Below are 20,273 nucleotides of genomic sequence, written 5' to 3'. Positions count from 1 at the left end.
AGGTAAAATCTCAGACTTATTATCGCTAACTCATTGCAGCAAGTGTCGATCGTGCTGTTTCACAATCTGCTTGAATCTGCGCCTTCAACTCTTCTAGTGACGCAAACTTTTGCTCAGGACGAATAAACTCCTCAAGCTCCACAATCAGCGTCTTTCCATACAAATCACCCGACCAATCGAGCAAATGCACCTCGATCGTTTGACTGAGACCATTCACTGTCGGACGATTGCCAATGTTCATCACACCCAGAATCGAAGTCTCTCCAGCCCCTGACACTCTCACCGCATACACGCCCCGGCAAGGTACAAGCTTATCTCCTAAAAGCTGCAAATTCGCAGTTGGAAACCCGATCGTTCGACCCAGTTGTTGACCCGTTACGACCTGCCCAATCAGTCGATAAGGTCTGCCGAGCATTCGATTCGCAGTCTGCAAATCTCCAGACAACAGCGCTTCTCGAATTGCTGAACTACTAATCCGCTTGCCTTGAAAGAGTAACAACGGCACGATCGTTACCCCAATCCCAAACGTTGCCGCGATCGCTTTCAGATCGTCCGCCGTTCCCGTGCGTCGATGTCCAAAACAAAAATCAGCCCCCACACTCACCTGTCGAGCCTGAAGCTGATTGACCAAAATTTCTTCGACAAATTGCTGCGGCGTTAGCTTTGCCAGTTCACGGTTAAACGGCAGCAACACCAATTGTTGAACCCCGATCGCTTCTAGGTGCAACACTTTCTCTTCTTGAGGCGTGAGCAGCGATCGAGGTTCTCCAGTAAAAAATTCTTTCGGATGTGGACTAAAAGTTACAACCGTAGTCCGGGCAATCCCGTCATTTTCCAGCACAGGTGCAATGACTTGTCGATGCCCCAAATGGATACCGTCAAAGTTTCCCAGGGCAACGGCAGTCGGAGTTAAAGCAGTAGTCGGCGATGAAGTTATCCACACGCTTCACATTTTTACACACTTCGATCCGCAAAAGTTGGAAGACAGTCTTAAAAATAGACAAATCTACCCCTGCACGATCTACCACTGTGCGAGTCGAGTCGCAGGTTCAGGGAAAAGCGCCTGGAATCCCGCTTGGCGATCGCTGGCAGGCTCCGGAGCAATATCCCAAAGGCTCTCGTAATAGAAGTAGGCAACGCCTAACCCTCGTTCCTGAGCCGCTCGCGTTTGCTCTTGAATTTGGCGAATCGAAACGGGATTTGTTCTTTGCCCTGTGAAGACCCCAACCCCGGTTGAGATTCGTTTTTGGGCTTCTTGAATTTCAGGACGTGAAATCTTTTCAATGAAGCTTTGCAAATTCGGACGGTACACTTGCACAATCAATTCATCTGCAATCCCTTGCCGAACCCAAGCGAGCCAGTCCTGCAAATGGAATTTGTAGGCAAAGTCATAATAGTTAGGTGAAATTGAGAAAATTGCATTGGGTTTGCGGTCTCTCACGGCTTTCTTCAATTGCGCCATGAATGCCGTAATTTTGTTGGCTCGCCAACGCATCCAAGCTTGATCCGCTGGATTATTGGGAACGTCTTTTTTTGTCTCTCTCTTATAGAGCGCTCGGGTGTAAGCATCATAGCCAAACTCACGCGGCAGGCTCATATTGTCATCAAACTGAATCCCATCCACGTTGTACTGAGTCACCACTTCTAAGACTAAATCGGTGATGAACTGCTGCACCTGAGGATGAAAGGGATTGAGCCAAGCCACTTCGCCTGCTCCACTGATGGAAGTCTGGTCGCCATTGCGCTGCTGAGTCAGCCAGTCTGGATGATTCAGTGCGAGTTCTGACGTGAACGGAATCATGAATCCGAACTCAAACCAGGGAACGACGAGCAAGCCTCGACGACGGGCGCGATCGACAACATCCGCGAGAATGTCATGTCCATCTGAACCACGATACACAAAAGGCTGGATGCCCTGACGTTGGGCAACTGCACTGGGATACGTCACATAGCCAGAATTCCACACCACCGGATAAATCGTATTGAAATTCAAGCGTCCTAATTGATCCACTGCGTTCTGCACTTTCGTGCGATCTTTCATGACATCGAGATCGTTGAACGTCAGCCATACACCTCGAATCTCGGTGCGAGGAATTTGTGGAACGACGGGTGAAGGTTGAACAGTCGGGGTCGGAGTCGGTTGTGAAGGAAACAGGAGAGGACGTTGCATCTGAGCGATTGCAGGAGTACTCGCCCAAACAACAGTGATAAAAGATGCCAAAAAGAGCGGCATCAGAATCGTTTTTCTCCAGTGACGGAACCAGGATCGAAGCTTAATCATGAGCAACTCAATCAACATCAAAACAGGCAAAATGCACTAGCTCTACAGTTTACAAGCATGGAGGAAGGGCATCGGGATCTGATTTCGTGCAATATCAAAACTTTGTAAACTCAAAACTTTGTAAAATTTCAGATCCCAACCTGACGTGACGCATTTTCTCTCTGGAAGTGCCCGATCGCTTGCCAAGAGGAATGAACAATTCTATGGTGACTGGATATCAGAATTCGCCCTGATGGGATTCAGGGTTCTGGGAAAATCTAACTTGGGGCGACTGAGAAATGTGCTAATACGGATACGAAGTACTGAACTTTTATTTACCATACTAAGTCAAAGAAATTATTGATGATTGGAGTGTTTTTGCATGAAGCGTGTGCTCAAAATTGGCTTACTCTTTGGGTTTACACTTCTTGCTAGTTCGCCCTGTGTTTTGCCTGCGGTTTCGTCTCCGAAAGTAGATAAGCTGCCTTCGGTGGACTGGTGGCGTTCTAAGGTCAGTTCTCAAATTACTGCAAGTACGGGAAAGCGTTATACAGGTTGCGTTTTCGGGGATTCAATTTCTTCTGGATTGGGCAATTCGCTGGGTCAATCAAACTATAACTTTGCGATGGGCGGCATGAGTACTGTGTCGCTTCTCGAACAGTTGAAGCAGCTTAAAGCAGGCAATATTCAGTGCCAAAACGTGATCGTTGCGATCGGCACAAATGACGCGATGTATTCAATTAACAATGTCGATTTCAAAAATAATTTGCGCCAGATTGTGACGTTAACTCGTGGATTAGGAGCATCGGAAATCACCTTGTTGCCTGCATTTTACTCGACGGTTGAAGCGAGTAAAAATCCAAATGTGGCAGGTACACTCGAACGTGTCGATGAAATTAACACTTTGATTCGTCAAGTCGGAACAGAGCAAGATGTCACGGTGCGAATAGACGTGATTCAACCCTTATTTCGCGATCGAGCGCTGCGGGGAGATCTCACCTTAGATGGCGTACATTTAAATAATTCTGGCAAGCGCATTTATCGTCAAGCTTTGCTCGACCTTTTGAATTCGGCTGTGAGTTCGCGCTAACTACCTCGATAGGTGCTGTACGACCACGGGGAAGCTAGCAGTGGAACGTGATAATGGGCAGTCGCATCTGCGATTCCGAAACGGATGGGAACGCGATCGAGAAATGCAGGCTCTACAGGATGAGCGGATTTCGAGGCGAAGTATTCGCCGATCGCGAAAACTAGCTCATAGATGCCAACGTTGATCTCTGATTCATTCAACATTGGGCTATCAGTCCGTCCATCTGAATTTGTCAAAACTGTTTTAATCAAGGTTTTCTGATCCGTTTGCGAATCAATTTGCCAGAGTTCAATCTTGAGATCTGCGGCAGGACAGCCGTGAGCGGTATCTAGAACGTGAGTAGTCAGTTTTCCCATGAGTTTGATGTGGATGGATTCGCGTCGGGGTTCACGGTTTTAGTCCCTCAAATTCCTAAATTTGGGGACTTTAAAATGATGACTGCCGAAGTGTACAAAATCTAGCAGGTTTTCAAGATTTCGAGGAGACGATCGCTAATTCGATCCGCTGCACCCGGTTCTCCCATACGTCGATGCCCATTGTCGGCGATCATTTGAATGCGATCGGGATTTTCTAACAGCGATCGCACTGCATTCCCCATTTGTGAGGGTTGCTCAACCAAGGTAACGGAGGCACCTAGCAATCGAGTTTGCGCTTCAGCAAAAGCGGGCGTAAATTGTGGACCTTCTCCCGGCATGATGAATGCAGGCTTTCCAAGTCCAATAAATTGTTCAGTCGCCGTTCCCGCCATCGCGATCGCAAGTTCACTGCGCTGAATACATTCTGCAAATCGCCCTGGCATTAACTGGAGTGTGGCTTGTTTCTCGCCGTATCCATTAACGTAAATATTTGATTCTGTAGAAATCCAGCGATAACTTAGCAATAAATGATGCAGGTGATCGAGATCGATTCCGGGCGCGATCGCGCTTAAAAATCGCATGGGACGTTGAAAATCGCCCATCATCGCATTGAGCGCGCGCAGCATTAATTCCCAATTGGCAAAACATTCAGGCGGGCGCGAACCGGGAATCAACGCGATCGTCAAACAGTCAGACTCTTTTACACCCGACCACTCTAAGCCATCCATCATCGGATTGCCTAAATCAAACGCTGGCACATGAAAGCGCTTGAGAACTTGAGCCGTTAAGCGATCGCGCGGAAAAACAGCCTTACACTGCGGGCGTTTCATTAACCAACGATCCCAAGGTTGAAAAATACATCCCGTGGAACGTTCTAATCGATCGTCCCACCAGGATTTTCGAGGAATAAAGCCATTCTCATCGCGCAAGTAATACTCAGATTTTGCGGTCGCAACAAAGGCAAACGGCAAGCCACTTGTCCAGGCAAATAGCATCGGCACAATATCGCCAACGGCTAAAATCATCCCGCCTGATTTTGCCCAGGTATGAATCGCTTTAATTTGTTCAAGTGTTAATTTTACTAATCCCCCTTGTATGTCTCTCACGAGCTGTTTGTTATCCATATAAATAAATCCACCGGATGGCATAACTTTCACGGTGCCAATCACTGGAATATCTGCTTTTTGATATGCATGGCCTTCGCCTACGATCGGTAAAGCTTCGATCGTCACATCTGATTTCTGTTGTAAAGCTTGAAGAATCCGAATGGCGATCGTATCTTCCCCGTGACCATTACTTAAGCACAATAAACGCATAGTCGCTCCAAAACAGTAAAAATCCTCAATCCGAAGACGGGGTAATGTCTTGCAGAGCTTCTAAATAATCGATTGCGGCTTCTAGGCGAGACGAATAGTGACAAGCAAATTCCTCAAACCAGCGCCCTTCTGATGATTTTGGCTGAAGAGATTTTAGCCATTGTTCAGCTTGTGCAGCTAATTCAGCGCGGCGTTGCTGTTTGAGTTGCTCACGACGCTGCTGTTTTTGTTGTCGATCTAACTCGACCTGTCGTGCCACTTCTGCCTGCTGTTGTAAGTTTTCTGTTTTGATCTCCTCGACTAACTGCTGAGGAGGTGCAGCAGACCGCGCGGTTCGAGTCTCAGACACGTCAATCTGAGACAAAAGATCCTCGATCGATCGAGTTGAGAAATTGGCAGCAGGTGGAGAGGGTCTTGAAGCAGGGGGAGGTGGAGAGGGATGGAGACTTGCCAACAACTGATCGATTTCGTCCATAGTCGTGAGGGTGCAGAATTTCATCAAAGCTCAACTAAATTCTAGTCCAGCCCAAACCTGCGATCGACAAGCTGTTGAGACAAACCCCATCGCAATGCCGCCAGACTTTATTCCAACTCCGAAATCGCTCGATTACTCGCTGCTTGAAGCATTGCCTTTAAACTCTGTGTTTCTGGAAAAGCTGGAGTCGGACGCTCAAACTCGATCGGCTGATTTGTAAACTTCGGCAGTATCTCTCGACAGAACGCATCCGCTGCTTTTGATCGATAGCGAGTCGGATTAATAATCACTGAAAGAGTCCGCTTCACCACGACATCATCGATCTTAGCGCGATGCAACATCCCCATCTGCAATTCTTTCTCGATCGCGCTAATTGACACAAAAGAAGCTCCTAGCCCAGACTGAACAGCATTCTTAATCGCCTCGATCGAATTGAGTTCCATCTCGATCTTTAATCGGCGTGTCTCAATCCCACAACGCCCCAACACCTGATCAATGACTTTCCGAATCGTCGATTGCGAATCCAGGGCAATAAACTGCAATCGATATAAATCATCTTTTTGAATCGTCTCTAACCTTGCCAATGCATGATTGGGAGGTAAAATTAGCGCGAGTTCATCCTCAGCATAGGGAATAATCTCCAATGAATCTTGAAGTTCTGGAGAAATTTCACCGCCAATAATCGCCAAATCAATTTGACCATTGGCAACACTCCAGGAAGTTCTGCGGGTAGAATGCACATGCAACTGAACCGCCACATCTGGATATTGCTGACGAAACAGACCAATCATTCTGGGCAGCAGATAGGTTCCCGTTGTCTGACTTGCTCCGATAATCAGAGTGCCACCCTGGAGATTTTGCAAATCCTCGATCGCCCGGCACGTTTCCTGACACAGCGTTAGGATTTTCTCGCCATAATTTAACAGTAGATGTCCTGCCTCCGTTAACTGCGCCCGTCGCCCACCCCGATCAAATAAGGGCACATCCAACTGCCGTTCTAGATTCTGGACTTGCAAACTAACGGCAGGCTGAGACACATACAGACTATCAGCGGCCCGTTTAAAGCTACCCTCAGACGCGATCGCTCTTAGGATACGTAATTGATCAAGGGTGAAAGGAAGGTCAGACATACGGCTAAGCCTAAAGTTGTGGGGAGCTTAAAGCGAGTAAGAAATCAAATTTAGCAAACTGTGAGTGCGTTCACTCTAAACTGGGAAGCAAGACCGGAAATGCAAAAAATTGTAAACTTATCCTGAAGTCCGTTGCGTTATCGCACAAATTACATCTCCCTAAAAAATAGATGTGGCAAGTATTGTACAGAACGATGAGTAGATCAGCTTATGAACCAGGAAGTTATACGGGACTTTCTGAATGTACCAGGAATCGTGGGGATCGCCCTACTAAGTGGACACTCTGAGCCAGTTTTTTATACGCACCACCCTGCTTTTGCCGAAGGAAATAAATCTGATTTGCTCCAGAGTATCTTGCAACTCGTGGCAACGATTCCGCCGGAGTATGATGGGTTCGCGTTTCACTTCGCTGAGTACCAGATTGCACTCCATCGATTGCACTCTGATCTGCTTGCCTTAGTGATTAAAAACGATACTTTAAATTCTGAACAATTTATTTCTGCTTTTACGGTGCTGCGCTCCGCGATCGCGACGAATCCGACATTGGAGATCGTAACCAATTCGACATTAGAGATCGCGACGAATCCGACAGTCGAAACTGGCAATCTTCCGCCGCTTCCGTCTCCTGCCCATCCGAAACTCAAGGATGTCATGCAGGTCATGAACGAGTTGAGTGAGTTTACCCAACGATTTTTAGGCATCGCCGTCATTGCGAACTACTGGAAATCAAGCCGTCTAGACGATGTATGGTTCCAGCAATTTCAGATTGAGCGATCGGGGCAAATCATCTTTTTAGGGGAACCCTCAAGCCTAGAACAGTCTGTAACTGCTCAAGACCTCGAAGTGTTGCGACGTTGGATAGCCCGCTTTATTCAACGTTGTTCGCAAGCTGTGCGAGGTTATGCCGCTTTAGTCGAGCAGCAAGCGCTTACCGACTTGCAAAAAGCCCTCCTCTTGCCCTAAAAAATCATGGTAAAAACTGTCCGCCTCGAACCGATCGCCCAAGAGAGTGCGGTCGAAACAATGGGGAATCTCCTCTCGGTTCTAATCAACAAAGATCTAGATGTTCTCAAAGAATGCGGCGGTCGCGGCATGTGTGCGACCTGTCATGTCTATGTCAAATCAGGCATGGACGCTTTGACTCCCACAAATCGGCGAGAGCAACGCACATTAGAAGTGATTACATCGTGCAAGACAAACTCGCGATTAGCATGTCAGGCAAGAGTCATCGGCAGTGGAGTCGTCGTCGAACTGCCCCCAGGGATGTATATCAATTCGATCAAAGACATCGAAGCGTTGATTGGACGCAGAGCAGAACAAGATTTGCTGCATCCTCTGACCGGGCAAGTTTTGGTTGAAGCTGGCAAATTAATCACGCGATCGATGATGAAAAAGATCGAAGATACGACCACCTTCAATATGTCGAATTATTTCTCAAACTCCTCTGAAGTGTGAGTCTCTTAACCCAATCGGGAACGCTGCATACAAATGTAATTGCTGTAATTGCGACCCCCTATGCTGAGCCAAATCCAACGGTTAAGTCAAACAACCGAAGGACGTTACGCGACCGATGAGGAGCTTCGTTTTTTGGCGGAGTATGCTCGATCGTTTGAATTGCGCGTCCAAACCTATCAAAAATTACAAGCGAGCGAAGCTGCGATTGTTCAACAAGTCCTCGCCAAAATGAGAGCGATCGATCCAACCTTACTCCGCAATGGGAGCGAGGACGTCACAGCGAAATGGAAGCGCGACACTTTAAGAGTTTTGCGCTATTCTGCCGTCGCAATGCTGTTGGATGATTCAGAAACGTTGAGAGAACGATTTCTATTTTGGTTTCAGACCATTATGCGTGCCTTCAACGCTCAAAAATCCTGTGGCGTGACTTATACCGTGATGCAAGAAGTGGTCAAACAAGTGCTCACCCCGAGTGAAGCCAATTTGATCCTGCCGATTCTGGAAGTGAATCGTCGAATGCTTGGAACCGTCTAATTTCAGAGCTTGTTCTGGGCACACTGACCACTATCAGCGCAACCTGTTGTTGCTTCCTTTTTGTCCTTCCACCCTTGTCGCGACTATGGCGTTCTCCCTTGCTCACCAAACTCCCTCAAAACTCAAAAATCCCAAAAAGCACAACCATTATGGTTTCAAGGATTTTTTCCAGTTCGACCCCGATCAAGGCACGATCGTGGATTGGAATAATAGTCAGAACGTTCTGACAACTGAAGACTTTATCATTGGCTTAGTCGAAGGGCTAGAAGAAGAAGTCGGAGATGCCTCAGCCGCAACCATGTACACAATCGGGTGTGAGTGGGGGCAAAAAGACGCTTTCTTTTTCGAGAAGTGGTTTGAGAAAGAATACGATCGCTCGATTCGTCAGACGAATTTGATGTTTTTGCTCGAAACTTGGTGGTGGCCTTTCACGGCGCAAGGTTGGGGACGTTGGGAAGTCGATTTGGGCGATCGCAAACAAGGGTTTATGTTCATCAATGTCTTTGATTCGGCAGTTGCGAGAACCTTGGGCGATGTTGGGAAACCCGTCTGCTTTTTGTATGCAGGGTTATTCTCAGGTTTCTTCACGGAACTCGTCAAAAAGCAACTCAGCTGTATTGAGATTCAATGCTATTCGATGGGTGAGACTTACTGTAAATTCTTGCTCGGTGGGCAAGAGCGAATCGATGCGGCATCGTTCTGGCTGAATGAAGGTGCAACCGCAAGAGACATCGAAAAACGGTTACGTTCGGGAGAGTTGAAATGATTTCGTCACTCGCTCCCCAAGATACTCAGAATTGGCTACAGTCCTCCGTTCATTCTTTTTTCACGACTTGTAATTGGGAAAATCAAGCGCAGTATTCGACGGCTGAAGAAGTCGCGATGTTGGAGCAAGCCGTCGCGCCTGAAGTGCTGACCGAACTCTCGTTTGAGCTAAAAGTGAAGCAATTTTTTGCCGCAATGCGTTGGGATGGAACGCCAGCGGTCACGATGGCAGTGGCTCCTGAACCGGAAAGCTTATCTGATGAACTAACTGAGAGTAAGTTTACTCTGACTGATTTCTCTAACCTCTTCTAACTTCTCTAAAACGATGATGCAATCTCCTCTTGAAGGCGTATTTGACGAAGCCGAGAACCGCTATCTCAAACCCGAAGAATTACAAGTGATCGGGCAATATGTTGCTTCGATTTCAGAGCGCATGAGTGCATACCGTGCCCTCCGCAATCATGAAATCGATTTAGTTCAGCGCGCAGCCGATGAACTGCAACTCGAACTGCCGAGCATTGAGACAACCGCTTTGGAGCGCACGATCAAATATGGCATGTTAATCCTGCGTCAATGTGCCATGGGAATGTTGCTCAATGATGCCGAATATGTACAAAATCGCTTGCTGAGTTGGCTCAAGGATGCGATCTCATTGCATCAAGACCAAAAAATCAATGCTGTCTTCTTCCGATTGATACAGCAACAGCTTCGGTTCTCTCTCAATGCTCAGCAAGTTGCGCTGTTAGAACCTTTTCTGAGTCTTGTTGACCCTGTTATTCCAGCCCAGGAAGAAGAAATGCTCACTGTTGCAGGTATTTTCTAATGATTTCTGTTCGCGATTTATTAATTCACGATCGTCTTCCCGCAAACTATTACGCGAGCGATGTCTATGTGCGCGGCGATCTAGAAATGGGATTGCTCGAAAGTCGTCGGGGCGATCGCTTACTCGCACTTCCCGAGACTTTGATCCAAGCCATCTACTCGGGTTTGGCAAAGGAAACAGGACAAGCTTCTCGCCTAGTGTTGTTTAATTGCGGACGCTGGTGGGGAAAAAATTTCTTCAATCGCTTTCGAGATGAGGTGAGCGAGTACTACGAAACTCCGCTCGTCGATATGCAGATGGCGGATTTTCTTCAGGCATTGAAGCAATGCTGGATTACTTACGGACTGGGTCAGTTGAGTTTAGATCAGACCTATCACGATCGTGGGTTTCTGATTGTTGAAACTCAACATTCGCCTTTTGCAAGACTTGCAACCGAGGCTGAAGTGCCGTCGTGTTTTCTAGAAGCTGGCGTTTTGGCATCGGTTTTTAGTCAGCTGGCAGGGCGGGATTTACATTGTGTGCAGACTCAATGTGAATCGCTCGGAGCAGCAAGCAATCTCTTTATTATCGGTCTGCAAAAACGCCTAGAAGTGGCTGAAGCATTAGTCGATAAGCAACTCGACCACGAATCAATTTTGCCTCGTTTATTTGTCTAGCTTGGGATGAGTCGCGCGGATGTGTTGAGGTTACAGGAAGTCAAGCGATCGAACTATCGAATTTTAGGCTTGATTGGGCGGGGACAGTTTGGACGAGTGCATTGTGCAATGCACCGTCAAACTGGAAAGTTAGTCGCGCTCAAAGCCCTCGATTTGACTGGCTCTCCAACGAGCCAGTTTTTAAGAGAATTGAAGTTCTTAGTAACGCTTGAACATCCAAATATTGTTGCCTGTGAAGCGATCGAGCATTGGCAGGGAAAGCGCTGCCTCGTGATGGAGTATTGCGAGGGTGGAACGCTGCGGCAATTGATGGAAAATCATCATCGGTTAGATCCAGTCCTCAGTGTCAAACTGGTGTGTGATGTGCTTGCCGGGTTAGAACATGCGAGTCTTCAAGGCATTGTGCATTGTGACATTAAGCCTGAGAATATTTTGCTGAGTGTGGATGCTTCAGGTTGGAGTGCAAAAATCTCTGATTTTGGAATTTCACGCTTGAGTCACGACCTGACTCGTGAACCTGCAAATTTAACAGGATCACCTGCTTATATGGCTCCGGAGCGGTTTTATGGGCAGTACTCTCACTCAACGGATCTCTATGCAGTTGGTGTTTTGCTGTATGAATTGTTAGTTGGATATCGCCCGTTTTCAGGGGCGCCGCCTGACTTAATGGTGGCGCATCTCAATCAACCTGTGAATATTCCCGCGCATATTCCGACACGGCTACAGACGGTAATTTTAACGGCACTTCAGAAGTTAAAAGCAAGACGGTATCAGTCTGCAACCCAAATGCTTGAGGCGATGCAAGGGGCGATACAAGATCGATCTCAACCGCAATTCGCCCCGCACAACTTTGCAACGGCGATCGCGGCTCCAAAATTTACCTTGCAAACTTTAAGACAAGAAGCTTTACTTGATCGGGTTGATCAACTTTCCGTAATTGAAGTCTTGCCTGAATGCGATCGCGATTTGTGCGAGTCGAGCTTGATCTTTTACAGCCAAGATCAAGCGATTTCCGCTCGATCGTATGCCAAGGGATTCTTTGATCGCCGTGCCGGAAAGATTCGGCGCAACGATGCCATTGCAGAACCCATTCAGGACTTAATCGTGCGATCGAGCGGATGTTTTGCGGTCACGGAGCGTTCAATTTATCGACTGTCAGACACGACTGCGCAGCGAGTGGCTCAATTTAATCACCCTTCTCGTATTGCGATCGACCCATCTGGCAAATGGATGGCTGTTGCAACACTCAACCAAAGCCGAGCTAAATTTTTCAGCATTTGGACATTACCACAGGCGCAGCTTGCCTGTCGTCCTGCACTTTGCGAACCGAGATCTGGCGAATTCATTGCGATCGCAGCCCTTCATACTCGACACATTGCACTCGTATCTAGAAAACTGGTATCTAGAGAACTTGGCTCCACCCGATTCGATTTCTTCAATCGACATGGAAAAGCGTTTGGGACGTTCAGCATTCCTCTACAAATTGAGCGAGTCTTTCCAACGAGGAAGGCTCATTTTCTAATTGCGATTGAAACAGGGTTTGAACGATCGCTTGTGTTGCTCCATCTCAAACCGTATCGCGTGATCCGAGTTGGAATTCTAATCACCCCAAAATTCGTCACTGCTTATCCTTGGGGAATTGTCGTGTGTGATGATCATCATTTAATTGCGCTCGACTACAATGGACAGCAAATTGGGCAGGCAGAACTTCCTGCGGGGATTTGCGCGATCGCGGCGCACGGAGAAACGGGCTTAGCCATTGCTACCTGGAATGCTGGACAAAGTACACTGTATACTTTGAATCTTGAAGTGATCCGCTCCGCAAGCTTGTAAGCTAGATCTGGTCTTCATTTCAGTTGGGTATGTCTTGGTTTACGTCGAGCCATTTGATAATGTTCGGTTGGTTGGTTGGATTTGCGATCGCGCATAGTGGGTTAGCTTCGTTGCGAATGATGGCAGAGCAGCGGATTGGAGCAAGATTTTACCGTGTGATTTTTGCGCTGGTGAGTTTAGGGATTGCCGTTCCGATGATGATTTACTTTTTTAATCATCGGTATGATGGGCTGCAACTCTGGAATGTGCAAGGCATTCCGGGCGTGAGTGAAGCCGTTTGGATCGGATCTGCGATTTCTTTTCTGTTTCTTTATCCCGCGACTTTTAATTTGTTAGAGATCGCAGCGATTCAAAAACCGCAAGTGCATTTATACGAAAGCGGAATAATTCGGATTTCGCGACATCCGCAAATGGTCGGACAAATCTTGTGGTGCATTACTCATACAGTATGGATAGGAACCAGTTTCATGGTTGTGACCTCGATCGGGTTAATTTTGCATCATTTATTTGGGGTGTGGAATGGCGATCGACGGTTAGCACTTCGGTATGGCGAAGCGTTTGAAGCCGTGAAAGCGAGAACCTCGATCGTTCCGTTTGGAGCGATTTTTGCGGGGAAGCAGAAACTGGATCTAAAAGAATTTTTACGTCCTGCATACCTCGGTGTGACTGCATTTACGCTATTGTTTTGGTGGCTTCATCCGATCGTCATTCGTGCATCTGGGAACGTACCCTGGTAGCATGATCCCAAGCGTTAGTAAAAAGCAAATAATTAATCATTCTGGAGAACTATGCAAGCAGGCATTAGCGAAGGGGCGTTTAAACAAGAAGTTCTTGAGTCTACGACCCCTGTTCTTGTGCATTTCTGGGCACCCTGGTGTGGAATCTGTCGGTTGATTGAACCTTCGCTGAATTTGCTCCTGAAAGAATGGGGCACTCAGTTGAAATTAGTGGGTGTTAACGCAGACGAGAATTTGAAGCTCGCCAGTATGTATCGGATTACGACATTGCCGACGGTGCTTCTGTTTCAGGGCGGTCAGGTGCTATATCGGCTCGATTGCTATCAACGCCGTGAGGAGTTGAAGTCGATTCTCCAAGAAATTCTGGTTCCGGCAGCGAGCACGGCTCGGAAAATATAATTTTATTAGATAATATTTGCAAACGATCGTCTGGTTAGGCGATCGTTTTTTCTGTGAATCTGCGGCGAGTTCAAGCAGCTTTTGATTGCAGATATTGTTTCAGGCTCAATAACGTTGCGGTTTGTCCAAGATTGAGCGGAAGGAGAGAGATGCCTTCGATGCGCGATTGTACCCAGCCATCGCCCCAAGCCCATTCGTGAAAGCCGTCAATGCCCTGGCTAAGCAGAAAGCGAACGCGATGAGGTTCACTCAATTCGACTTCGTGCTGGATCGTGACCCATCCGACTTGCCCTTTGAGTTTTACGCCAGGAGTCAGGGTTTCTGGATAGCCGATCGAGAAGCGCTCAAACCAGAGCCATTTTTGTAATTCGTTCACATCGGTCAACGCTTTAGTCAGCGTGGCTTCAGAAGCTTCGACTTCGATGCGGAGACTGCTCTGCTGAAAAGTACCAAACATAGACGATCGAGACTGAATGCGTGCTTTCTCACTGTAACGCTTTCCCAGAACGTAGCGAAGGGCTTTAAAATTGAAAAGGCAATTTGTTGGGAAATCTCATCATGAGTAGCGTTCTTGTAATTGGTGATTCGGAATTTGAAGCTGAGGTATTGAACGCCACTCAACCCGTTTTGGTTTATTTTTGGGCAGAGTGGTGCGGGCCTTGTCGGCTGATGGCTCCAGTAATTGAGACGATCGCGAAAGAATACGGCGATCGCTTAAAAGTGGTGAAAATGGAAGTCGATCCGAACCCCGAAAGCGTGAAAAAATTCAAAGTTGAAGGCGTTCCGGCGTTTCGCTTGATTCAGGATGGCGAAATGAAGCAATCGGCGGAAGGAGCAATGAACAAGCAGAAGATTGAGGAATTGCTGAACAAAGGATTAGTGACCGCTTAATTAAGGTTAGAAAAATGCAGTTTGCCAAACGTTTAGCCCCCCTGCAAATGAATGTTTTTGCAGATATGGATCGGGCAAAATCGAGAGCAAGAGCGGCGGGACGAGAGATTCTTGATCTGTCGTTAGGATCTTCGGATTTGCCGACCGAGCCGCATGTGATTGACGCGATCGCTCAGTCTCTCCATAATCCATCTACCCATGGATATTTGCTCTTTCACGGCACAAAGGCATTTCGGCAAGCGGCAGCGGAGTGGTACACGAAGAAATTTGGCGTTTCGGTTGATCCAGAAACCGAGGTTTTACCCCTGATTGGTTCACAGGAAGGGACAGCGCATTTACCTTTGGCAATTTTGAATCCGGGTGATTTTGCGCTGCTGCTGGATCCGGGTTATCCCTCTCATGCGGGTGGGGTTTATTTGGCAAGTGGTCAGATTTATCCGATGCCGCTTTTGGCTGAGAATCAGTTTCTGCCTGTGTTCGAGGAGATTCCAGCAGAGGTTTTGGCGCAGTCTCGGATGATGGTGTTGAGCTATCCGCATAATCCAACGACTGCGATCGCGCCGTTGTCTTTCTTCCAAAAAGCGGTGCGATTCTGCCAAGAGCATGATCTGGTTTTGGTGCATGATTTTCCTTATGCAGATTTTTATCTGGGTAAGGAAACTATGCCTTCGGTGCTGCAAGCTGATCCAGATAAGACGGTTTCGATCGAGTTTTTTACCTTCTCGAAGTCTTACAAGATGGGCGGATTTCGGGTGGGATATGCGATCGGCAATTCGGAGTTAATTCTGGCGCTGCGACAAGTGAAAGCGGCGGTTGATTTTAATCAGTATCTTGGCATTTTGAATGGTGCAATTGCAGCGTTGCAAGGTGATCAAGCGGGGGTGCATCAAGCGGTTGAGATTTATCGGCATCGCCGGGATGTGTTTGTCGATCGCTTACATGAGATTGGGTGGCCTGTGCCGATGCCTGAAGCTGCAATGTATGTTTGGGCGAGGTTGCCGGAGCCTTGGGTAAAAGATTCGATCGACTTTGCGGTGAAGTTAGTTGAGGCGACGGGAGTTGCGGTTTCTCCAGGGGCGGGATTTGGCAAATCGGGAGAAGGATATGTGCGATTTGCGTTAGTGCATGAGCCGGAAATTTTGGTGGAAGCAGTCAATCGAATTGCAGGATTTTTGCGAGGTTAGTACACATCGTCGTGAGTTCCGATGTCGAGAAGGACAATGTACTCTTTTTCGGCTTCTGCATCTTGCTCGATCGAAAATACTATCCGGCAATCGTAACCACAAGAGCAAGCTTTCAATCCTTCTAGTTTGCCGGATAAGTTGTGCGTTCCCAAGCTTGGATCATAGATATCTGCTTGCATTTGAGTTAGCGTTGCTTCAATTTGCTGTTGCAGTTTTGGATTGCGACGGGCGAATTTTCGGAAGGCTCTGCTAAATTTTGACGTTGTTGTCAGTTCTCTCATTCGTCATCGCTTTCTAGAGATTGACGTAGGTCTGCAATGATTTCTTCGACAGGTTGTGGTTTGAGTTTGCCTTCACGAAACAGTTGGAGCGATTCTTTCGCATCTCTTGCGATCTCTTCTCGGCGCTGCTCAATATGCCGATTTTGCAAAATCTCGATCAGCATCTCTTGTTGGTCTAAAGGGAGTTGCATTGCGGTTTCAAGTGCTTGATCAAGTGTTGCCATCGGTTTAGAGGTAGAAATAGGAGATAGGTTGATCGTATTTCAATTTTACTAGGACTCTACGATCGACGTTTTTAGCCCAAAAATTTTGCTCTCACTTTCTGATGCGAGTGAGATAAGAACAGTTTAATCGGGCGAGACATGCAACAATTTTTCAGTAGAAGGTTATCTGTATTTGAGCCTCTCACTTCAAAACTCTCAATTTGCTGCACTAGAGTTGTTTCAAGCGGTAGCCAACGCCGTGAACGGTTTCGATCAAGTCTTCCGGTGCGCCTGCATTTCTGAGCTTTTGACGCAAACTTTTGATATGTGATTTGACAGTTTCTTCAGTGGGTGGATCTTGAAGTGACCAAATTCGATCGATAATTCCTGAGCGGCTCAGCACCTTTCGTCCACTAGAGACAAGCAACTCTAACAACGCATACTCTTTCGGGGTGAGCGTCAGCGGTGCATTGGCATAATTTACTTCATACGTACTTGAATCGATTTGTAAGTCGCCCCAGATCAGTTTCGGATTTGGGCTACTGGTTCCGCGCCGAAGTAAGGCACGAACTCGCGCCATCAGTTCCTCAATATCAAACGGCTTGACCATGTAGTCATCTGCGCCTGCATCGAGTCCTAAGATTTTGTCGGCGATCGTATCTCGTGCGGTCAACATTAAGACCGGGGTCGTTCCATTCTCATTGAGTGCCCCGCGTAGACGTTTGCATAAGCTAATGCCATCTAATTTTGGCAAGGTGACATCTAAGACGATCAGGTCATATACCAAAGAATTTAGCCAATCCCAGGCAGACTCACCATCTTTCACAACATCTACTGAGTAAGCGCGATCGCTCAGAGTTTCGGTGAGAATCTCTGCTAAATGCTGGTCATCTTCAACGACTAAAATACGCATATCGACAGGAAAGCTTGCATGATCGTTACTGTAATCAATCTAGCTGCACACAATAGTTAATTTTTCCTGCTATTTTTGCGGATAAACGGCTCGATCTGAAAAATTAGAAAATATGACTTTCTTAAATTCATCAGAACGAAACTGGCTCGTTGCAGGCTTTGGATTGCTGCTTGTGATTCTTTGTATCAGCAGTTTAATCTCATATCAAAATGTAAATCAACTAGTGGAAAGCAGTCACAAGTCTCAGCAAACTTATGAAGTGATTAAAAATTTAGATGAAGTGTTTGCAGAAATTACGAGCGCAGAATCTGCTCGGCGCGGATATATTTATCTAGGAAATCGCAGCGAATTCAATCGATATAAATCTGCTATTGATCGGATTCCAGTGAAGCTGAGCCAGTTGCATCAGCAGTTTTTGCTAGAGCCAAAAGAATTTTCAAGTTATCAAGAGCTACAAAAAATAGTCTTACAGCGAGTTGAGCTTTTAAACGAATCGATCGCGCTGTATGACATCAATCAAACTGCATTGATGCAGCAAAGCATTTTAACGAGTCGAAGTATTGCTTTGAGAGAACGAATCCACACTGTAATTTCCCAACTTTCTCAGCAAAAGCAGACAGAGTTAAAACAATCAATTGAGCAATCAAAACAAAGTATTCAGACGCGAAAAGTGATCGAAGTTTGGATGATGATTGCTGGATTTATGGCAATTTTTATCTGCTTTGCGGCTTTGTATAGTCAGGTCACTCAACGGCATCAAGCAGAATATCTAAAGCAGAAATTGATGCAGCAGAAGGAAATCAGCGATCTGAAAACTCATTTTTTCTCGATGGTTTCTCATGAATTTCGCACCCCGCTGAGTGTCGTTTTAGGATCAGTTCAATTGCTGATTAAAGGGAATTCAGATTGGAGTGAAGCCCGGCGATTGAAAAATCTCGATCGAATTCAATCTGCTGCAAAATCAATGCAGCAACTATTTATCGATGTGCTGACCTTAACTAGAGCAGATGCAGGAAAACTAGAGTGCAATCCAGAAACGATCGATCTAGAAGCATTTTGCTTGAATCTCGTGGAAGATTTTGAGATTTCGACGAATCACGTGATCCACTTTCAAACGCAAGGAAAATATACTCATGCCGATTTGGATGAGCGATTGTTGTATTCGATTTTGAGTAATTTGCTGGCGAATGCGATCAAGTATTCTGAGCCAGGCAGTAATGTTTTACTACTGCTCGATGGAACCAGCGATCGCATTCGATTTCAAGTCAAAGATCAAGGAATTGGAATTCCTTTAGAAGATCAGCCAAGGATTTGCGAACCCTTTTATCGGGGGCAAAATCTAAACTATGCAGCCGGAACAGGTTTAGGTTTAGCAGTCGTTAAAAAGTGTGTGGAGTTACAGCAGGGCGTGATGACGATTGAAAGCGAAAAAGGTCAAGGCACGACTGTCACGATCGAACTGGCTCGCCATCTTCTAACCAAAGACAACCGTTCGATTTCCATACACCAAAACGCGATTTTGTAGATGTAGTCGAACGGCTCTTGCAAGCACAATTCGCTCTAAATCTTTTCCTTTGCGAATGAGATCTTTGACATCATCTCGATGGCTGACTCTGACCACATCTTGTTCAATGATTGGACCTTCATCGAGATCTTTAGTTACATAATGTGCCGTCGCTCCAATGATTTTTACCCCTCGTTCAAAAGCTCTTTGATAAGGGTTCGCGCCTGCAAATGCAGGTAGAAATGAGTGATGAATATTAATCACATTCGAGAATTTTGAGACAAAATCTGCACTCAAGACTTGCATGTATTTTGCCAAGATGACTAAATCGATCTTGTACTGTTCTAAGAGTTCTAATTGTTTTGCTTCTTGCTCGAGTTTTGTTTCTTTTGTGATTGGAATGTGATGGAAATCGATTTCAAATTGTTTTGCGATCGCTCCAAGCTCTTCGTGATTGCTGATAATCACTGGAATTTCCGCTTTGAATTCTCCCGATCTCTGTCGCCAAAGCAAGTCATACAAACAATGATCTTGCTTGCTCACCCAAATCGCAATTCGCGGCACGGCATCTGAGAAATGTAATTTCCAACTCGCATTTAAAGGAGTGGCAACGGCTTGAAAAGCAGGCTCGATTACCTCACGTGGTAAATGAAATCCTTCAAGTTGCCATTCGATTCGATTGAGAAATAATCCTGCTGAAAAGTCAGTATGTTGATCAGCGTGAATAATATTTCCGCCATTTGAGTAGATAAAGTTCGCAAGCTTTGCAACTAAGCCTTTTTGATCAGGGCAGGAAATTAACAGGGTCGCGGTTGGAGTGTTCATTTGGGAGAAGGAGAAGCACTAGGGCGGATAGAGGGACTAGCTTTAGGTTTGGGTTTATCCCGTTTCCATTCTATTAAAGGGCGATCAACTGCATTTTGAAAGTTGATCGGAATGAGTAAAACAGAGAGATCTCGATTGTCAGGCGGATCAACTAATGCATACAGGGAATTTCGATTAAAGTTTGGTTTGCCAATTACTAAGCGATGATTTTTCTGATTATTTAGTTTTACTTCAACGATGGCAGAAGGTTGATCTAAACCGAATTCTGGCTTTTTAGCAGGGGGGACAGTAAAAGTGCGATCGCTTTTCCCCGTTGCGAGCAGATTGAGAAGAAATGCCACTGCACCTTCATCTGCGGGGGCAACTTCTGGCTTTTTCAATGTCCAATTGCCTGCTTTCTCAAAGACAAGGGTTTGTTTTGGAGTCTGCACCGTGAACGCTTGAACGTCTTGTTCTCTGAAGTTAAAAAGCGGCTTCTCGTCGGACTGGGCTTGATCGACTTGAGGCGGCTTTTTTGACTCGGTGTAATAAACATATCCACCTAGTGCCAAAGCAGCAAAGACGAGAGAGATCGAAGTGCGCTGAAATTTCATAGAAAGCAACAAATCACCGCAGCTATTTTAGAGGATTTCGCGACGAGGAC

The 20,273-nt window shown here is 46.4% G+C and carries 26 protein-coding genes; 14 read left to right on the top strand and 12 right to left on the bottom strand.

What is annotated here, in order from left to right; all coding sequences use genetic code 11:
* Nucleotides 1-25 precede the first annotated feature (25 nt).
* A complete protein-coding gene (locus tag OU814_RS19890; RefSeq protein WP_017286966.1) occupies nt 26-943 on the bottom strand; it encodes a bifunctional riboflavin kinase/FAD synthetase in 918 nt (305 codons plus the stop codon).
* A 78-nt stretch (nt 944-1,021) separates the two neighbouring features.
* Nucleotides 1,022-2,281, bottom strand: a complete 1,260-nt coding sequence (locus OU814_RS19885) for a glycoside hydrolase family 10 protein (RefSeq protein ID WP_242044216.1) — start codon at nt 2,279-2,281, stop codon at nt 1,022-1,024.
* A gap of 361 nt (nt 2,282-2,642) precedes the next feature.
* On the opposite strand from OU814_RS19885, the gene OU814_RS19880 reads away from it, so the two are divergent.
* Complete coding sequence (locus OU814_RS19880; protein WP_268241882.1) at nt 2,643-3,350, top strand: SGNH/GDSL hydrolase family protein; 708 nt, start codon at nt 2,643-2,645, stop codon at nt 3,348-3,350.
* Here OU814_RS19880 and uraH read toward each other — a convergent pair.
* From uraH to OU814_RS19860, 4 genes are all read right to left on the bottom strand, one after another.
* On the bottom strand, nt 3,347-3,706 hold the full coding sequence (gene uraH / locus OU814_RS19875; protein WP_268241881.1) for a hydroxyisourate hydrolase: 360 nt from the start codon (nt 3,704-3,706) through the stop codon (nt 3,347-3,349). The genes OU814_RS19880 and uraH overlap by 4 nt on opposite strands.
* A gap of 101 nt (nt 3,707-3,807) precedes the next feature.
* Nucleotides 3,808-5,022 carry a lipid-A-disaccharide synthase-related protein gene (locus tag OU814_RS19870; RefSeq protein WP_268241880.1) on the bottom strand — a complete coding sequence of 405 codons (1,215 nt, stop codon included), beginning with the start codon at nt 5,020-5,022 and terminating at the stop codon, nt 3,808-3,810.
* 25 nt (nt 5,023-5,047) lie between these two features.
* Nucleotides 5,048-5,497: a salt stress protein, Slr1339 family gene (locus OU814_RS19865; RefSeq protein WP_017286961.1), complete on the bottom strand. Its 450-nt coding sequence runs from the start codon at nt 5,495-5,497 to the stop codon at nt 5,048-5,050.
* 107 nt (nt 5,498-5,604) lie between these two features.
* Nucleotides 5,605-6,627: a LysR family transcriptional regulator gene (locus OU814_RS19860; protein ID WP_017286960.1), complete on the bottom strand. Its 1,023-nt coding sequence runs from the start codon at nt 6,625-6,627 to the stop codon at nt 5,605-5,607.
* Between the two features lie 210 nt (nt 6,628-6,837).
* On the opposite strand from OU814_RS19860, the gene OU814_RS19855 reads away from it, so the two are divergent.
* The 10 genes from OU814_RS19855 (at nt 6,838) to OU814_RS19810 (ending at nt 13,829) form a co-directional block, all read left to right on the top strand.
* Nucleotides 6,838-7,590, top strand: coding sequence for a hypothetical protein (locus OU814_RS19855; RefSeq protein WP_026148484.1), 753 nt, complete (start codon nt 6,838-6,840; stop codon nt 7,588-7,590).
* A gap of 6 nt (nt 7,591-7,596) precedes the next feature.
* The gene (locus OU814_RS19850; RefSeq protein ID WP_017286958.1) at nt 7,597-8,082 is read left to right on the top strand and encodes a 2Fe-2S iron-sulfur cluster-binding protein; all 486 of its coding nucleotides are present in this window, start codon (nt 7,597-7,599) and stop codon (nt 8,080-8,082) included.
* A gap of 60 nt (nt 8,083-8,142) precedes the next feature.
* Nucleotides 8,143-8,616 (top strand): phycobilisome protein, encoded by a 474-nt coding sequence (locus OU814_RS19845; protein WP_190647455.1) that lies wholly within the window; start codon nt 8,143-8,145, stop codon nt 8,614-8,616.
* An 85-nt stretch (nt 8,617-8,701) separates the two neighbouring features.
* Nucleotides 8,702-9,382, top strand: a complete 681-nt coding sequence (locus OU814_RS19840) for a V4R domain-containing protein (RefSeq protein WP_017286956.1) — start codon at nt 8,702-8,704, stop codon at nt 9,380-9,382.
* On the top strand, nt 9,379-9,693 hold the full coding sequence (locus OU814_RS19835; protein WP_190647457.1) for a hypothetical protein: 315 nt from the start codon (nt 9,379-9,381) through the stop codon (nt 9,691-9,693). Before OU814_RS19840 ends, OU814_RS19835 begins: the two co-directional genes overlap by 4 nt.
* 13 nt (nt 9,694-9,706) lie before the next feature.
* Nucleotides 9,707-10,204 carry a hypothetical protein gene (locus OU814_RS19830; RefSeq protein WP_268241879.1) on the top strand — a complete coding sequence of 166 codons (498 nt, stop codon included), beginning with the start codon at nt 9,707-9,709 and terminating at the stop codon, nt 10,202-10,204.
* A complete protein-coding gene (locus OU814_RS19825) occupies nt 10,204-10,860 on the top strand; it encodes a V4R domain-containing protein (protein ID WP_190647461.1) in 657 nt (218 codons plus the stop codon). Before OU814_RS19830 ends, OU814_RS19825 begins: the two co-directional genes overlap by 1 nt.
* A 6-nt stretch (nt 10,861-10,866) precedes the next feature.
* Complete coding sequence (locus OU814_RS19820) at nt 10,867-12,693, top strand: serine/threonine-protein kinase (RefSeq protein WP_268241878.1); 1,827 nt, start codon at nt 10,867-10,869, stop codon at nt 12,691-12,693.
* 59 nt (nt 12,694-12,752) lie between these two features.
* Nucleotides 12,753-13,430: an NnrU family protein gene (locus OU814_RS19815; protein WP_268241877.1), complete on the top strand. Its 678-nt coding sequence runs from the start codon at nt 12,753-12,755 to the stop codon at nt 13,428-13,430.
* A 51-nt stretch (nt 13,431-13,481) separates the two neighbouring features.
* Nucleotides 13,482-13,829, top strand: coding sequence for a thioredoxin family protein (locus tag OU814_RS19810; protein WP_017286950.1), 348 nt, complete (start codon nt 13,482-13,484; stop codon nt 13,827-13,829).
* A 70-nt stretch (nt 13,830-13,899) separates the two neighbouring features.
* Here OU814_RS19810 and OU814_RS19805 read toward each other — a convergent pair whose 3' ends face one another.
* Complete coding sequence (locus OU814_RS19805; protein ID WP_268241876.1) at nt 13,900-14,286, bottom strand: hypothetical protein; 387 nt, start codon at nt 14,284-14,286, stop codon at nt 13,900-13,902.
* A 101-nt stretch (nt 14,287-14,387) separates the two neighbouring features.
* Here OU814_RS19805 and trxA point away from each other — a divergent pair, with 101 nt between their 5' ends.
* Nucleotides 14,388-14,720, top strand: coding sequence for a thioredoxin (gene trxA / locus OU814_RS19800; RefSeq protein WP_017286948.1), 333 nt, complete (start codon nt 14,388-14,390; stop codon nt 14,718-14,720).
* Nucleotides 14,721-14,734: 14 nt separating this feature from the next.
* On the top strand, nt 14,735-15,904 hold the full coding sequence (locus tag OU814_RS19795; protein WP_268241875.1) for an LL-diaminopimelate aminotransferase: 1,170 nt from the start codon (nt 14,735-14,737) through the stop codon (nt 15,902-15,904).
* On the opposite strand, the gene OU814_RS19790 is transcribed toward OU814_RS19795, so the two are convergent.
* The 3 genes from OU814_RS19790 to OU814_RS19780 form a co-directional block, all read right to left on the bottom strand.
* A complete protein-coding gene (locus OU814_RS19790; RefSeq protein ID WP_190647473.1) occupies nt 15,901-16,185 on the bottom strand; it encodes a type II toxin-antitoxin system RelE/ParE family toxin in 285 nt (94 codons plus the stop codon). The genes OU814_RS19795 and OU814_RS19790 overlap by 4 nt on opposite strands.
* Nucleotides 16,182-16,409, bottom strand: a complete 228-nt coding sequence (locus OU814_RS19785; protein WP_268241874.1) for a hypothetical protein — start codon at nt 16,407-16,409, stop codon at nt 16,182-16,184. The genes OU814_RS19790 and OU814_RS19785 overlap by 4 nt, the downstream gene beginning before the upstream one ends.
* A 208-nt stretch (nt 16,410-16,617) precedes the next feature.
* On the bottom strand, nt 16,618-17,301 hold the full coding sequence (locus OU814_RS19780) for a response regulator transcription factor (RefSeq protein ID WP_190647476.1): 684 nt from the start codon (nt 17,299-17,301) through the stop codon (nt 16,618-16,620).
* A 112-nt stretch (nt 17,302-17,413) separates the two neighbouring features.
* On the opposite strand from OU814_RS19780, the gene OU814_RS19775 reads away from it, so the two are divergent.
* Nucleotides 17,414-18,826 carry a sensor histidine kinase gene (locus tag OU814_RS19775; RefSeq protein ID WP_268241873.1) on the top strand — a complete coding sequence of 471 codons (1,413 nt, stop codon included), beginning with the start codon at nt 17,414-17,416 and terminating at the stop codon, nt 18,824-18,826.
* Here the strand turns inward: OU814_RS19775 and purU are convergent.
* Entirely contained in the window at nt 18,776-19,630 is an 855-nt protein-coding gene (purU, locus tag OU814_RS19770; protein ID WP_017286940.1) for a formyltetrahydrofolate deformylase, read from the bottom strand. The two genes, OU814_RS19775 and purU, sit on opposite strands and share 51 nt — an antisense overlap.
* On the bottom strand, nt 19,627-20,223 hold the full coding sequence (locus OU814_RS19765; protein ID WP_268241872.1) for a DUF4340 domain-containing protein: 597 nt from the start codon (nt 20,221-20,223) through the stop codon (nt 19,627-19,629). The genes purU and OU814_RS19765 overlap by 4 nt, the downstream gene beginning before the upstream one ends.
* Between the last annotated feature and the right edge of the window lie 50 nt (nt 20,224-20,273).

Source organism: Leptolyngbya sp. GGD (assembly GCF_026735145.1).
GTDB lineage: Bacteria > Cyanobacteriota > Cyanobacteriia > Leptolyngbyales > Leptolyngbyaceae > Leptolyngbya > Leptolyngbya boryana.
The sequence above is the reverse complement of the archived record's forward strand: the minus strand, read 5'-3'. Positions and strand labels throughout refer to the sequence as shown.

What these genes read in the sequence shown, in the direction of transcription:
- OU814_RS19815 (WP_268241877.1), top strand. Translation starts at nt 12,753, where the DNA reads ATGTTCGGTTGGTTGGTTGGATTTGCGATCGCGCATAGTGGGTTAGCT.
- OU814_RS19860 (WP_017286960.1), bottom strand. Translation starts at nt 6,627, where the DNA reads ATGTCTGACCTTCCTTTCACCCTTGATCAATTACGTATCCTAAGAGCG.
- OU814_RS19795 (WP_268241875.1), top strand. Translation starts at nt 14,735, where the DNA reads ATGCAGTTTGCCAAACGTTTAGCCCCCCTGCAAATGAATGTTTTTGCA.
- OU814_RS19820 (WP_268241878.1), top strand. Translation starts at nt 10,867, where the DNA reads ATGAGTCGCGCGGATGTGTTGAGGTTACAGGAAGTCAAGCGATCGAAC.
- OU814_RS19825 (WP_190647461.1), top strand. Translation starts at nt 10,204, where the DNA reads ATGATTTCTGTTCGCGATTTATTAATTCACGATCGTCTTCCCGCAAAC.
- OU814_RS19780 (WP_190647476.1), bottom strand. Translation starts at nt 17,301, where the DNA reads ATGCGTATTTTAGTCGTTGAAGATGACCAGCATTTAGCAGAGATTCTC.
- OU814_RS19880 (WP_268241882.1), top strand. Translation starts at nt 2,643, where the DNA reads ATGAAGCGTGTGCTCAAAATTGGCTTACTCTTTGGGTTTACACTTCTT.
- OU814_RS19870 (WP_268241880.1), bottom strand. Translation starts at nt 5,022, where the DNA reads ATGCGTTTATTGTGCTTAAGTAATGGTCACGGGGAAGATACGATCGCC.
- OU814_RS19830 (WP_268241879.1), top strand. Translation starts at nt 9,707, where the DNA reads ATGATGCAATCTCCTCTTGAAGGCGTATTTGACGAAGCCGAGAACCGC.
- uraH (WP_268241881.1), bottom strand. Translation starts at nt 3,706, where the DNA reads ATGGGAAAACTGACTACTCACGTTCTAGATACCGCTCACGGCTGTCCT.
- OU814_RS19885 (WP_242044216.1), bottom strand. Translation starts at nt 2,281, where the DNA reads ATGATTAAGCTTCGATCCTGGTTCCGTCACTGGAGAAAAACGATTCTG.
- OU814_RS19805 (WP_268241876.1), bottom strand. Translation starts at nt 14,286, where the DNA reads ATGTTTGGTACTTTTCAGCAGAGCAGTCTCCGCATCGAAGTCGAAGCT.
- OU814_RS19855 (WP_026148484.1), top strand. Translation starts at nt 6,838, where the DNA reads ATGAACCAGGAAGTTATACGGGACTTTCTGAATGTACCAGGAATCGTG.
- OU814_RS19790 (WP_190647473.1), bottom strand. Translation starts at nt 16,185, where the DNA reads ATGAGAGAACTGACAACAACGTCAAAATTTAGCAGAGCCTTCCGAAAA.
- OU814_RS19765 (WP_268241872.1), bottom strand. Translation starts at nt 20,223, where the DNA reads ATGAAATTTCAGCGCACTTCGATCTCTCTCGTCTTTGCTGCTTTGGCA.
- OU814_RS19865 (WP_017286961.1), bottom strand. Translation starts at nt 5,497, where the DNA reads ATGGACGAAATCGATCAGTTGTTGGCAAGTCTCCATCCCTCTCCACCT.
- OU814_RS19850 (WP_017286958.1), top strand. Translation starts at nt 7,597, where the DNA reads ATGGTAAAAACTGTCCGCCTCGAACCGATCGCCCAAGAGAGTGCGGTC.
- OU814_RS19810 (WP_017286950.1), top strand. Translation starts at nt 13,482, where the DNA reads ATGCAAGCAGGCATTAGCGAAGGGGCGTTTAAACAAGAAGTTCTTGAG.
- purU (WP_017286940.1), bottom strand. Translation starts at nt 19,630, where the DNA reads ATGAACACTCCAACCGCGACCCTGTTAATTTCCTGCCCTGATCAAAAA.
- OU814_RS19775 (WP_268241873.1), top strand. Translation starts at nt 17,414, where the DNA reads ATGACTTTCTTAAATTCATCAGAACGAAACTGGCTCGTTGCAGGCTTT.
- OU814_RS19845 (WP_190647455.1), top strand. Translation starts at nt 8,143, where the DNA reads ATGCTGAGCCAAATCCAACGGTTAAGTCAAACAACCGAAGGACGTTAC.
- OU814_RS19840 (WP_017286956.1), top strand. Translation starts at nt 8,702, where the DNA reads ATGGCGTTCTCCCTTGCTCACCAAACTCCCTCAAAACTCAAAAATCCC.
- OU814_RS19835 (WP_190647457.1), top strand. Translation starts at nt 9,379, where the DNA reads ATGATTTCGTCACTCGCTCCCCAAGATACTCAGAATTGGCTACAGTCC.
- trxA (WP_017286948.1), top strand. Translation starts at nt 14,388, where the DNA reads ATGAGTAGCGTTCTTGTAATTGGTGATTCGGAATTTGAAGCTGAGGTA.
- OU814_RS19785 (WP_268241874.1), bottom strand. Translation starts at nt 16,409, where the DNA reads ATGGCAACACTTGATCAAGCACTTGAAACCGCAATGCAACTCCCTTTA.